Origin of the sequence: Acetobacter sacchari, assembly GCF_017377715.1 — a bacterium.
Classification (GTDB): domain Bacteria; phylum Pseudomonadota; class Alphaproteobacteria; order Acetobacterales; family Acetobacteraceae; genus Acetobacter; species Acetobacter sacchari.
This window is the reverse complement of sequence record NZ_JAFVMF010000005.1, coordinates 238,268-251,895: the sequence shown is the minus strand read 5'-3', so window position 1 is coordinate 251,895 and position 13,628 is coordinate 238,268. Positions and strand designations below refer to the sequence as shown.

Annotated in this window: 8 protein-coding genes; 6 read left to right on the top strand and 2 right to left on the bottom strand. The window is 60.6% G+C overall.

Going from position 1 to position 13,628, the window contains the following annotated elements; genetic code table 11:
• Positions 1-119 precede the first annotated feature (119 nt).
• Positions 120-1,553, bottom strand: a complete 1,434-nt coding sequence (locus tag J2D73_RS06310; protein WP_207880472.1) for an MFS transporter — start codon at positions 1,551-1,553, stop codon at positions 120-122.
• A gap of 301 nt (positions 1,554-1,854) precedes the next feature.
• Here J2D73_RS06310 and J2D73_RS06305 point away from each other — a divergent pair, with 301 nt between their 5' ends.
• The 3 genes from J2D73_RS06305 to J2D73_RS06295 all read left to right on the top strand — a co-directional run bounded on the left by J2D73_RS06305 (position 1,855) and on the right by J2D73_RS06295 (position 4,309).
• Complete coding sequence (locus tag J2D73_RS06305) at positions 1,855-2,163, top strand: CsbD family protein (RefSeq protein ID WP_207880396.1); 309 nt, start codon at positions 1,855-1,857, stop codon at positions 2,161-2,163.
• A gap of 296 nt (positions 2,164-2,459) precedes the next feature.
• Positions 2,460-3,134 carry a ribonuclease HII gene (locus J2D73_RS06300; RefSeq protein ID WP_207880395.1) on the top strand — a complete coding sequence of 225 codons (675 nt, stop codon included), beginning with the start codon at positions 2,460-2,462 and terminating at the stop codon, positions 3,132-3,134.
• The gene (locus J2D73_RS06295; protein WP_279380898.1) at positions 3,131-4,309 is read left to right on the top strand and encodes a site-specific DNA-methyltransferase; all 1,179 of its coding nucleotides are present in this window, start codon (positions 3,131-3,133) and stop codon (positions 4,307-4,309) included. Before J2D73_RS06300 ends, J2D73_RS06295 begins: the two co-directional genes overlap by 4 nt.
• Positions 4,310-4,432: 123 nt before the next feature.
• On the opposite strand, the gene J2D73_RS06290 is transcribed toward J2D73_RS06295, so the two are convergent.
• Positions 4,433-5,095 (bottom strand): ankyrin repeat domain-containing protein, encoded by a 663-nt coding sequence (locus tag J2D73_RS06290; RefSeq protein ID WP_243429691.1) that lies wholly within the window; start codon positions 5,093-5,095, stop codon positions 4,433-4,435.
• Between the two features lie 635 nt (positions 5,096-5,730).
• Here J2D73_RS06290 and J2D73_RS06285 point away from each other — a divergent pair.
• The 3 genes from J2D73_RS06285 to J2D73_RS06275 all read left to right on the top strand — a co-directional run bounded on the left by J2D73_RS06285 (position 5,731) and on the right by J2D73_RS06275 (position 13,626).
• A complete protein-coding gene (locus J2D73_RS06285) occupies positions 5,731-6,984 on the top strand; it encodes an MdtA/MuxA family multidrug efflux RND transporter periplasmic adaptor subunit (protein WP_207880393.1) in 1,254 nt (417 codons plus the stop codon).
• Between the two features lie 9 nt (positions 6,985-6,993).
• Positions 6,994-10,194, top strand: coding sequence for an efflux RND transporter permease subunit (locus J2D73_RS06280; RefSeq protein ID WP_207880391.1), 3,201 nt, complete (start codon positions 6,994-6,996; stop codon positions 10,192-10,194).
• 90 nt (positions 10,195-10,284) lie between these two features.
• Positions 10,285-13,626 carry an efflux RND transporter permease subunit gene (locus J2D73_RS06275; RefSeq protein WP_207880383.1) on the top strand — a complete coding sequence of 1,114 codons (3,342 nt, stop codon included), beginning with the start codon at positions 10,285-10,287 and terminating at the stop codon, positions 13,624-13,626.
• Positions 13,627-13,628 lie beyond the last annotated feature (2 nt).

Below are 13,628 nucleotides of genomic sequence, written 5' to 3'. Positions count from 1 at the left end.
ACAAACAACAAACAACAAACAACAAACAACAAACAACAAACAACAAACAACAAACAACAAACAACAAACAACAAACAACAAACAACAAACAACAAACGCTAGAGCCAGTTCTCCCCGACCTACGCCACCGTTTTCTTCGGCGCCTGCTCCAACTTCTGAAACCGTCTGTGTCCGCTGACGCTTACCCCCGCATCTGGAGCAAGCATCGCCGCCATCGGAACCGCCAACAAGGAAATCACCCCCGTCACTAGAAAACCGGCGTCGAAATCGGCGACGGTCACCTGAGCATGTCCGAAAATAGCGCGTGACACCGTGACCGCCAGCGCCGCCAGGCATATCCCGGCCGAGAGCATCACCTGCTGAAAAGTGGAGTAGAAACTCGTAGCCGCACTCATTCTGTTTTCTGCAAGGTCAGCATAGGCAATAGAATTGTAGGCGGAAAACTGCAGGGCCTGAATGGCGCCGGAAAGCGCAAGAACAACGGTCAACAGCTCAACCGGCCAGCCGGGACGAAAGATCGAGATCGTCGCAAAGGTTACGAAAGCAGAAAATCCCGTCATCATCATGACATTTCTGAATCCGAAACGTCGAAACATCCGCGTCGCAAACAGGCGCGATCCCAGCGCTCCGATCGGCGCCGCGAAGGTCACAAGCCCGCTCTGCGCTGCGTTGAGGCCGAACCCAAGCTGCAGGAGCGACGGCAACAGGAAAGGAAGCGCGCCGACGGCGATACGGGAAAAAGCTCCGCCGAGCACAGATTGCCTGAAGGTCGGCACATCCATAAGCCTAAAATCGAGCACCGGATTTTCGATGCCACGCATATGCCGGAAATACCCGAAGAACAGGCCCGCACCGGCAGCCAACAACGCTATCGAAAGGGAATAGGGTCGAGCGTTATGGCTGATCATCTCCGCCCCCATGGAGAGCAAAGCCAGGCCACCGCCAGCGAGCACGGCGCCCTTCGCATCGAAGGGAGCGCTCCGCTTTTCACGAATCTGCGGAATATAGCGCCATGTCAGAACAAGACCGAGCAAACCGACGGGAACGTTGATGTAAAACGTCCACCGCCACGACAACGCCGTCGTGATAAAGCCGCCTGCGACCGGCCCAAGCATCGGCCCCAACGTGGCGGGCAGCATCATCCACATCATCGTGCCCAGAAGCTCCGCCTTGGCCACGCTTCGCAGCAGCACCAGACGACCCACCGGAACCATCAGCGCCCCGCCCACACCCTGAGCCATTCGTCCGGCCGCAAGCACGGGCAGGCTGTCGGCCTGACCGCAGATCATCGAACAGACGATGAAGAACGATACGGCCGCGAGAAGAACCGTCCGGCTTCCCAGCCTGTCAGCCAACGCGCCTGAGACGGGGATGAAAATCGCCAATCCGACGATGTAGGACGTCAGAGCGACAGAAGCCGACACCGGATCGACGCCCAGCGATTGCGCAATGGAAGGCAGAGCCGTCGCCAGAATCGTCCCGTCAATCTGCTCCATCAACAGGAGGCTCGATACAGTAAGCGCTATGATCCTGGATTGGCGCAGCACGGGCATAAGCACCGAAAAACTGCTTTTCCGTTCGTGATGCAACCGCAGGCCCGCATTACTGTGCCCGTTTCCGATCACGGATACGTTGATTCCCGCTCCTGACTCTGCTGGCGCATAGCAGATTTCTGGCGACAGAATGGCGCAACGGCCAGCGGCCAAGCGCGTTGACGTTACGGCGGGGCGGCTCTGGCGCTCCGAAAATAAATCCTTACGCCAATTTATCGCACCGCCGGGCCGGAATGTGTACGATTAGGGGCCGCCCCACGCCCGCAAGCCTGGGACCAGCAGACAGAGAGAGGACGAACTGATGGCCGACGACAAGATCAACACCAAAGTCGAGAAGCTTCATGGCAAGATCGACAACGCCAAAGGGCACGTCAAAGACGCTGTTGGCGGCTTGACTGGCGACCTTGGGCTGCAGGCCGAAGGCAAGGTCGATCAGCTCGCGGGTTTGGCGCGCGAAGAATTCGCCGATCTCTACGACGGCGGGGAAGGCGCTGTCGAAAAGGCCGTGACCTTTGTCCGCGACAAGCCACTGCTCTCGATTGGCATCGCCTGGGTCTCAGGTCTGCTTCTGGGCTGGATACTTCTGCCACGGGGCAAAAAGAAAGCCTGATCCTGAAAGGGCGCCCGACGGAAACGTCCGGCGCCCTTTTTCTTTCTGCACCCGATGCCCTTCGAGTGCTCGAATCCTTGTCTCCCTTTTTTTGACCTCGGCGAATCGTCTGCCTACGTCGGCTCCAAAACCGACGGTTTCCGCCGCGTGAAACTTCCGCCGAAACCCGATTCGAGATTTTTCTCGCACCGACTCTTGCGCCCCCCCCCATAAAAATGGTTTTCCTTTCATCTGAGTCATGATTCGAACGACTCGGTAAAAACAACCGAGTCGTCGATTTCCAAGGAAGGATCCTCATGCCGGATTTCGCGTACGAATCGGAGCATCGGGGACGTGTGGCCGGTATTGACGAAGTGGGTTGCGGCCCCCTCGCTGGCCCGGTTGTCGCAGCTGCTGTGGTGTTCGCATCCGGCGTACCCGAGGACCTTCTGGACGCCATCGACGACTCAAAAGCCCTCGACACCCGCAAACGCGAGCATCTTGCGCACCGCATCCACGAGGCTCCCGGCGTCGAGATCGGAGTGGGCGCGGCGTCAGTCGGCGAAATCGGGACGCTCAACATCCTGCGTGCGGCGCAACTCGCCATGAAGCGCGCAGTTGAGCGCCTTCCCTCCCCTCCCGACATGGCGCTGGTCGACGGCAACCGCCTTCCCGATCTTGGCGTGCCAGCCCGCACGATCGTTGGAGGAGACCGCGTGTCCCTCTCGATCGCCGCAGCCTCCATCGTCGCGAAAGTCACGCGCGACCGCATCATGGCGCGCCTGGATGATCGCTGGCCCGGATATGGCTGGGCGCGCAACGCGGGATACGGCACCGCAGAGCACCGGGCCGCCATCGGCGCGCAGGGCTGCACGCCGCATCACCGGCGCAGTTTCGGCACAGTAAGACGACAACTCGAACTATTTGGCGCGGCGGCAAGCCGCAATGGACAGACATATCACGCGGCGTTCGCCGAAGGAGAGGCCCGATGAGCGGCGCTACAGCTATGGAACTGCCTCTGGATCAGATTCTTCGGGGCGAATGCGTGGAAGTCATGCGCATGCTGCCGAGCGGCAGCGTTGACTGCATCTTCGCCGACCCTCCGTATAATCTGCAGCTTCGCGGAGAACTGCGTCGCCCGGACGACACAGTCGTCGACGGCGTGGACGACGACTGGGACAAATTCTCGGACCTTGCCGCCTATGACCACTTCACACGCGATTGGCTGAGCGAGGCCCGTCGCCTGCTCCGCAAGGACGGCACGATCTGGGTCATCGGATCCTATCACAACATCTTCCGCATCGGCGCGATCCTGCAGGATCTCGGATTCTGGATTCTCAACGACATCGTTTGGAGAAAATCCAATCCAATGCCGAATTTTCGCGGTCGTCGCTTCACCAACGCGCACGAGACGATGATCTGGGCGGCGCGCGGACAGGACAGCCGCTACCGCTTCAACTATCAGGCGATGAAGGCCCTGAACGACGACGTGCAGATGCGGTCCGATTGGTACCTGCCCCTCTGCACCGGCGGCGAGCGCCTGCGCAACGAGCACGGCCTGAAGCTGCATCCGACCCAAAAGCCGGAAAGCCTGCTGCACCGCGTTCTGGTGTCTTCGACTGCGGCCGACGATGTCGTGCTGGACCCCTTCGCCGGGACAGGCACCACCGCAGCGATGGCCAAGCGCCTGAGACGCCGTTTCATCGGCATCGAACGCCACCCTGATTACGCTGAAGCTGCGATCGGGCGTGTTCGACGCGAAACCCCCCTGCCGCACGACGCGGTGGCGACAACGCCGATGAAGCGCGAAGCGCCACGCGTCCCGTTCGGCAGCCTCGTCGAAAGAAACTTCATCGCCCCGGGCTCGATCGTCTGCGACAAGAGCCGCCGCCTGTTCGCAACGGTATCGCCCGACGGCACACTGATCTGCGGCGCCAAGCGCGGCTCAATCCACAAACTCGGCGCGATGCTGACCAATGCTCCGTCATGCAATGGCTGGACTTTCTGGCACATTGACCGGGATGGCGAACTTGTCCCGCTCGACGCTCTTCGCGCCGAGAGTCAGGCGCAGGAGTCGACGGAGAGCACGGCAACCGCACCGCTTGAAGGTCACGAAATGAATGACATCGCCGACCTGCCGAACGAGCGCTCGGCCATTGCAGGCTGAACAAAGTCACCCGACGGTCCGCTTCTGAGACCGTCGGGCGTCCCTCGAAGCCTCATGCACTACAAAAAATACGGATCAGAACCGACTGCCCGGCTCTTCAGCCCTTCGCGGAAGCGAGGCTGATCAGCTCCCGCCGAAGCCGAGGAAGCCCTCAGCGGGACGAGCCGCGCCGCCGGACGCGTCATAACGTCGGTCCACCACGGCCATCGCCCCGGCTTTATTTCCGCGCGAAGCCTTGCCGCCGATTGTCAGACTGCCCGAACCACCAGCAATCTTGACCGAGCCACTATCGACGGTCGTCGTCGTAGTCGGCTGAGACGTATCAAGACCGCGCATGGACAGCAGGAAAAACATGATGTCGTTGCGGTTCAGATCGATCGCCATGTCGAGCGGGGTCTGACCCAACACGTTCTTTCCGTTCATGTCGGCGCCACGCCCCAACGCCTCTTTGGCGGCGCTGAGGCTGCCACGATCGATGGACTCAAAGAGCGCGGCCGTCGGCTCGATATCCATATTCGAATGCCCGGCTTCGCCCTCGTTCGATTCAGCGCCCGGCAGGGCCGCTGGCGGCGCCGCCATCTTGGCTGCCCGCTTTGACTCCGCACGCTTGGCCGCATCTTCAGCATCGGCTTCAGCCTCAGCCTGATCTGCGTCCTGCGCGTGAGCGCTGTGCAAAGGCGCTGCGAGAACGCCGAGCCCAACGATCAGAAGCGCTCCGAAAACGCGCGCCGAAGAGCGCTGCCTGCTAGCCGCCTCGCTCTGGTTGACGCCGCTCAAAACACGCATAGGAACACCTGACGAAAAAGAGGTCCTGTCATGGACCGGGCCGCATCTTTTCCGGCGTTTTCCGTCCTCTTTGCAACTGAAAAATAGCAACCCGCCATCAGGTCATTCAGACGAGGACGACCCGATGACGCTGGCGCAGTATCGTCACCCTAGCTCTGGTCCATGGCAGGCACGAGAGTGTGACAAAAGATGTCTTGCGGACTCCTTGCCCAAGGCGTATCGCTGCACGGGAAAATTAACCTCGATGTTTCGTGCGGACGCCGTTCACGACAAGCCGAACAGCTGCGTTACCCACCGTGCCGTTTCGAAATATAAACATTATTTCATTAAGTTCGGCCAATTTTGGAAAATGGCCGAAAAATCTGAAAAAAAACACTTTATTATCAATGAACTAAAAACACCCCCTCGACGACAAAATCGTTCTGATCCCGTATTTTCATGCCTCAGAAGCTCGTCAGCGGCGACGATGCAGACGTCCCAATTTGCTGCTATTACGAACACCGAAATGCACATGCCCCCAACGCCCCACCTGTGGGAGGGCGTGTGGTCACCGATCTCCCGCCGGACATCCTGCGGAGCATCCGGTTCTGGGTCGTCGCATGGCAGACTTTGGTGGACGGAAAACGGCGTAATACATGGATCAACACATTTCGGGCGGCCGCCCAACTTCCACCTCGCCCGCAGCGACAGCCCCTCGCCCACGTCGGCGATGGATAGGCATTCTCATAGGGATCGCACTTGTCGCGGTGGTCGCCTTTGCTCTCCTGCGCCACAAGAACGGTCGCTCAGGCGGCGGGCCACCGGGCGCTGCCTCTGACGAATCGCAACCAGTGGCGGTGGAGACGGTCACGACCGGGTCCATGCCTGTGGTTCTGACGGAACTGGGGACCGTGGTGCCCATCACCAACGTCACCGTCATGCCGCGTGTCGAAGGCTATCTGATGGACGTGAAATTCACCGAGGGACAGCACGTCAAAAAAGGCGACCTTCTCGAAGTGATCGACACCCGCCCGTATGAAGTTCTGCTCGCGCAGTACGAAGGGCAGCTCGCTCAGGATCAGGCGCTGCTCGACAAGGCGCGCGTAGACAACGCCCGCTATCAGAAGCTGATCAAGCAGGACAGCGTCGCGGCGATGACCGCGCGGGACCAGGAATTCACGGTCGAACAGTACGAAGGCACCGTAAAAACGGATCAGGCTCTGGTCGATAACGAGAAACTGCAACTCGTCTATTGCCACATCATCGCGCCCGTTGACGGTCGCGTCGGCATTCGCGTGGTCGACAAAGGCAACTATGTCACTGCAGGACAGTCCGGCGGCCTTGTCGTGCTCACACAGATGCAGCCGATCTCCGTGATCTTCACGCTGCCGCAGGACCAGCTGCCGCAGGTCATGGATCGCCTGCACGCAATCGGATCTCTGCCAGTCGACGCCTGGAACAGCTCGAACACCGAGAAAATCGCGTCCGGCACTGTCAGCGCGCTGGACAGTGAAATCGACACATCCACAGGCACAGTGCGTCTGCGCGCCATCTTCACGAATGACGACGAGCACCTGTTCCCCAATCAGTTCGTGAACGCCCGCCTGCTGGTCAACACGCTTCAGGACGCAATCATCGTCCCGACCAACGCTCTGCAGACCGGTCCGAACGGGCAGTTCGTCTATGTCGTGAAAGCCGATGACACGGTCGAGGTCAGAAACGTCAAGCCGGGCATCTCCGATGGTTCGCGCACCGTCGTCGCCTCCGGACTGAACGCCGGAGACAGGGTTGTGACGGACGGCACCGATCACCTGCGGTCAGGCGCGAAAGTGACCATTCCCGCGGATCATCCATCCGGGGCGAACGACAACGCGCCCGCCACGACCCACCACAGACACCACTCTAACTGACGGTCGCCCGTGAACCCTTCACGTATCTTCATCGAGCGGCCGGTCGCGACGACGCTGCTGATGCTCGCCATCCTGATGGCGGGGTTGCTGGGCTATCACTTCCTGCCAGTGTCTGCGCTGCCGCAGGTCGAATACCCGACCATCACCGTGCAGACCTTCTATCCGGGCGCCGGGCCGGACGTGATGGCGACCTCAGTGACGGCCCCTCTGGAAACGCAGTTCGGGCAGATGCCCGGCCTCGACCAGATGACGTCGCGTTCATCCGGCGGGGCTTCCGTGATCACGCTTCGCTTCGGGCTCACCATGTCGATGGACGTAGCCGAACAGGAAGTGCAGGCCGGCATCAATCAGGCCAACTCCCTGCTTCCCACCGATCTTCCGGCGCCGCCGATCTATGCGAAGGTCAATCCCGCTGACACGCCTGTCATCACGCTAGGGATCACTTCGAAAACGATTCCCCTGCCGGAGGTCGAGAACTACGTCGATACGCGTCTTGAGCAGAAAATCAGCCAGATTTCCGGCGTTGGCCTCGTCACGCTGTCGGGTGGAAATCGCAAAGCCTATCGCGTCAGGGTCAACATTCCCAAACTGACTTCCTTTGGCGTCGATCTGGACACCCTGCGCACGACCATCGGCAACGTGAACGTCAACTCGCCGACTGGCACCTTCGACGGGGCACAGCGGGCTTCGACGCTGCGCGTCGATGGCCAGATCGCCAGCATCGACCAGCTGATGAATCAGGTCATCGCGTATCAAAACAACGGCCCGATCCGGATGAAGGACGTCGCCACGGTCGTCATCGGCGCGGAAAACACGCAGCTCGCGGCATGGGCGAACACAACGCCCGGTCTTGTGCTCAACGTGCAGCGTCAACCCGGCGCGAACGTCATTTCCGTCGTCGACAACATCAAGGCGGAACTGCCCCGCCTGCGGCAGTCTCTGCCGCCCGGCATCGACATCGTGCTTCTGACTGACCGGACGACGACCATCCGCGCCTCCGTCGCCGACGTCGAGTTCGAACTGTTCATGGCGCTGTTTCTCGTCGTGGCGGTGATCTTCGTCTTCCTGCGCAATATTCCCGCGACGATCATCCCGAGCCTGTCCGTCCCTCTCTCGATCGTCGGCACCTTCGCGGTGATGGACCTGTTAGGCTTCTCGCTCGACAATCTCTCGCTGATGTCTCTGACCATCGCGACCGGCTTCGTAGTCGACGACGCGATCGTCATGATCGAGAACATCGCCCGATACATCGAGATGGGCGAAGATCGCATGACCGCCTCCCTCAAGGGCGCGGGCGAAATCGGCTTCACCATCATCTCGCTGACGATCTCGCTGATCGCAGTGTTGATTCCGCTGCTCTTCATGGGCGACGTCGTCGGTCGCCTGTTCCACGAATTCGCGCTGACGCTTGCCATCACTATCGTGCTCTCCGCCGTGGTGTCGCTGACGCTCGTGCCAATGATGTGCGCGCGTATGCTCAGCGAACGCCCGCACAGCGAAGCGGAAGCGCATACGCGCTTCCAGCGCTGGTCCGCCCGCGTCGAGATAGCGACCAACCGGCTGATCGCAACATACGACCGCGGTCTCGACTTCGTTCTGGCCCATCAGGCAGCGACGCTCGTCGTGTTCGGTTTCACGCTTCTGCTAACTGGCTTTCTTGCATGGGAGATTCCGAAGGGGTTCTTCCCCGTTCAGGATACCGGCGTCATTCAGGGTATCTCGGTCGCCGCGCAATCGACGTCATTCGATGCGATGAAAGACCACCAGCAGGAACTGGCGCGCGCCATACTGAAGGACGAGGATGTCGTCTCTCTTTCCTCCTTCGTCGGCGTAGACGGACAGAACTCGACGTTGAATCAGGGACGTTTCCTGATCAACCTGCGCCCGCACGACGACCGCAGCGCGAATGCGCAGGAGATCGCGGCGCGACTCTCGCAGGAAACCGCGTCAATCGCAGGCATCAAGCTCTACCTGCAGCCGGTGCAGGACCTGTCGCTCGACACCACCGTCGCGGCGACGCAATACCAGTTCCTGCTTGAAAACCCGGATTACGATGAGTTCAAGACCTGGGTGCCTAAGCTGGTAGCCGCGCTGCAGAAAGAACCCTCTCTCTCCGACGTGACGTCCGATCTGCAGGCGGAGGGCCTTGTCGCTCGTGTAACGCTTGACCGCGCGACCGGCGCACGCTTCTCGATCACGCCGCAGACCGTCGACAACGTGCTCTACGATTCCTTTGGGCAACGTCAAATTTCGACGATCTACACGCAATCGAACCAGTACCGCGTGATCCTTGAGGCGGACCCGAAGTTTCAGAAAGATCTGAACTCACTGAATCAGATCTACCTGCCCGGAATTTCCAGCAATTCCGGCGAAAGCACCTCTGGCCCGACCCGCTCCCCTACGTCAGGTCTGGTGCCGCTGGCCGCTGTCACCAAGGTCACACACGATACGGCGCCGTTGCTGATCACCCATTTTGGCCAGTTTCCGGCGACCACCGTCTCCTTCAACGTCGCTCCCGGTTACGCGCTTGGTCAGGCGACCGCAGCCATCGAACGCGTCGAGCATCAACTCGCGCTGCCCGCGTCCTTCCAGACATCCTTCCAGGGCACCGCAGCCGCTTTCCAGGGATCGCTCGGCAACGAGATGTTCCTTGTCGCCGCGGCGCTGGTGGCGGTCTACATCGTGCTCGGCATCCTGTACGAGAGCTTCGTTCACCCGGTCACCATCCTCTCGACGCTGCCCTCCGCCGCAATCGGGGCGCTCCTGACGCTCGATGTCGCCGGAGCCGGCCTCGACGTGATGGGCATCATCGGCATCGTGCTGCTGATTGGCATCGTAAAGAAAAACGCGATCATGATGATCGACTTCGCTCTGGAAGCTGAGCGCGTCGAAGGTCTTCCGCCGCTGCAATCGATCCGTCAGGCCGCGACGCTGCGTTTCCGACCGATCCTGATGACGACGCTCGCCGCCATGCTCGGCGCGCTGCCAATGGTTGTCTCCACAGGCACAGGCTCCGAATTGCGACGGCCGCTCGGTCTTGCGATCATCGGCGGTCTCGCGCTGTCGCAGTTGCTGACGCTATTCACCACGCCCGTCATCTATCTGGCTCTGGATAATCTGGCGCTGCGTTGGCGCAACTGGCGTGAGCGTGGCGCGTCCGGCGGAATCACGCCGCCGCACGAACCGACGCCCAACCCAGGCAGGGGCTGAGGCCGTCATGAACGTCGACACGGCTCCACGCCTGCTCATGATCGCGCGTCTTGAGTTCGCTCTGTCCGCGCAATCGGAATGCCCTCAGGCATGAGTCCCTGTCGCATCTTCATCGAACGACCTGTCGCTACGACGCTGATGACCGTGGCGCTGATCATCGCTGGCGTGATCGGCTATCTCGCCCTGCCCGTTTCGGACCTGCCGAACGTCGATTTTCCCGTTATTCAGGTTCAGGCGCGCCAGCCGGGCGGTTCGCCTGAAGAAGTCGCCAGCAGTGTCGCCGCGCCTCTTGAGCGGCATCTAGGGCAGATCGCCGACCTGACCGAAATGACGTCGCAATCGACGCAAAATCAGGTCAGAATCACATTGCAGTTCGCGCTTTCCCGCGACATCGACGGCGCGGCGCGAGACGTCGAGGCTGCGCTGCAAGCGGCGCACGCGGATCTCCCAACGTCACTCAGGCAAAACCCAAGTTATTTCAAGGCGAATCCCAACGGCGCGCCGATCCTGATTCTGGCCCTGACATCGCCGACGCGCACGCAGGCGGTGCTGTACGACATCGCCAGCAATGTGTTGCAACAGCATCTGTCGCAAGTGAAGGGAGTCGGAGAAGTCGAGATCGGCGGCAGCGCACTGCCTGCCGTGCGGGTGGAGATGAACCCCCTGGCGCTCTTCCAATACGGCATCGGTTTCGAGGACGTCCGCGCTGCGCTTGCCTCCGCCAACGCTCACAGTCCCAAGGGAATCATCGACCAGAACGGCCTGCGCTTCACTCTGGACACCAACGATCAGGCTCGGGACGCTCAGGCCTATCGTGATCTTGTCGTCGCCTACCGCAATGGTCGGGCTGTTCGCCTGTCCGACGTCGCCGACGTGCATGACGGCGTGGAAGATCTGCGTAACGCCGGCTTCTTCAACCGCCAACCGGCCGTGATCGGCGTGGTCTTCCCGCAGGCCGGCGCCAACGTCATTCACACGATCGATCAGATCAAGACCATGCTTCCTATGCTGCAGGAAGCTCTCCCTCCTGATGTCGCGTTGCATATCGGTCTTGACCGGTCGTTGACCATTCGCGCGGCGTTGGCTGACACGCAGATGACGCTGGTTATCGGCGTCGTGCTGGTCATCCTCGTGACGTTCGTCTTCCTGCGCTCGGTGCGCATGACCCTTATCCCGGCCATCGTCGTCCCGACGTCGATTATCGCGACATTCGCCGTCATGCGGTTGCTGGGTTTTTCGCTCGACAATATGTCGTTGATGGCGCTGACCGTTTCGACCGGTTTCGTGGTGGACGACGCCATCGTCGTTCTGGAGAATATCGCTCGGCATATCGAAAGCGGCATGTCCCCGCGCGCAGCCGCGCAGCAGGGAGCTGAGGAAGTCGCATTCACGGTGATCTCCATATCCGTCTCTCTGATCGCCGTATTCCTGCCGATCCTGATGTTGGGTGGGGTCGCGGGGCGCCTGTTCCACGAACTGGCGATGACGATCTCGATCACGATCGTCGTCTCAATGCTGCTGTCTCTCTCCCTTACGCCGATGATGGCCTCCCGCCTGCTCAAGCCACATGCGCACGGCACGGTCCCGGCTGATGCTTCCGTCCATACTGCGCCCCGCAATGTTTCGACGATAAGCCGCATCGGGCGATGGCTGGGCGATTTCTCCGAGAGAGGCGTAACGGCGATGGCGTCGGGCTACGCCCGGACGCTGGAAGTGGCGTTGCGACACACGCGCCTTGTGATGCTCTCTCTGCCCCTCACCATCGTGCTCATGGGCGCACTGTTCGTCAGCATGCCGAAAGGTTTCTTCCCGACTGAAGACACCGGGATGCTCATGGGGCATCTGATGGGCGATCAGTCCATCTCCTTCTCCGCCATGAAGGAAAAAATCGACATCGCGGAAACTGCGGCGATGAAGGAAAAAGATGTCCAAAGCATCGCCGGATTTCTCGGTGGACGGGGTTCATCCAATCAAGCAAATCTCTTTTTGCAACTGACCGACAAGAGCCAGCGTGGGCCCGTCGAAAGCCTGATCCAGCGGATCGACGACAGGGTGAGCAACCTTGTCGGCGCACGTTTCTTCCTGATGGAGCCGGGAGGAATCCGGATGGGCGCGCGTCAGAGCAACGCCGCCTATCAGTACACCCTTGAAGGGGATTCCGCGACGGAACTCTACTCCATAACGCCCAAGCTGATCGCGCGTCTGCGCCGCCACCCGGAAATTCTCGATCTCTCATCCGATATCCAGCAGGGCGGATCGGCGGTCGTCACGCAAATCGACCGTGACACATCGTCACGTATGCAGATCACGCCTCAATTGATCTCTAACACGCTCTACGACGCGTTCGGACAGCGCGCGGCGTCGATCATCTACAACCGGCTCAACCAGTATCGCGTCGTAATGGAAGCTGCGCCATCGTTCTGGCAGGATCCGAACACGATCCACCAGATGTGGGTCAGCGCCTCCGGCGGCACTGCAGGCGGAGGCACGGCGTCGAATACGATCCGCGTGCGCACCTCGACAAGTTCCTCGAGCACTTCCACCAGCACTGCGGCAAGCGTGAGCGCCAAGAATTTCGCGAACCAGATCCAGAACAGCATTTCCGGCGGCAGCGGCACGTCAACCGGGTCCGCCGTCTCCACCAGTTCGGAATCCATGATTCCGCTGACCTTCATCACGAATATCTATCCGGCGACCACCGCCCTGTCAGTCAATCATGACGGGCAGTCCGTCGCCACCACCATTTCCTTCAACCTCGCCAAAGGCGTAGCTCTCAGCAAGGCCGTGCAGATCATCGACAGCGAAATGGTCTCCCTGCACGCCCCGTCCTCAGTTCACGGCAGTTTCGCTGGAAACGCGGCGCAGTTTCAGAAATCGGTCAACAACGAACCGATCCTGATCGCCGCATCTCTGGCCGCCGTCTATGTCGTGCTCGGCGTGCTGTATGAGAGCTACATCCATCCGATCACGATCCTGTCCACCCTGCCGTCGGCAGGCGTCGGCGCCCTGCTCGCCTTGCAGGTTTTCGGCGAGGATTTTTCTCTGATCGCCATGATCGGCGTAATTCTGCTGATCGGCATCGTGAAGAAAAACGCAATCATGCTGGTCGATTTCGCCATCAACGCCGAGCGCGAAACCGGCTGCTCCCCGTACGAGGCGATTCACACGGCCTGCATCCTTCGTTTCCGACCGATCATGATGACGTCACTCGCCGCCGCGCTCGGCGCGTTGCCTCTTGTGTTCGGTAACGGCTACGGCTCGGAAATGCGTCGTCCGCTCGGTATCGCCATTGTCGGCGGGCTGCTGGTCAGTCAGGCGCTGACGCTCTACACGACGCCGGTCATCTATCTGACGCTGGATCGGCTGGCGCTGCGTTTCAGGCGTCAGCCCCGCAAGATTCCCCCATTCCACACCAAGCCTCAGGACGCCTGACG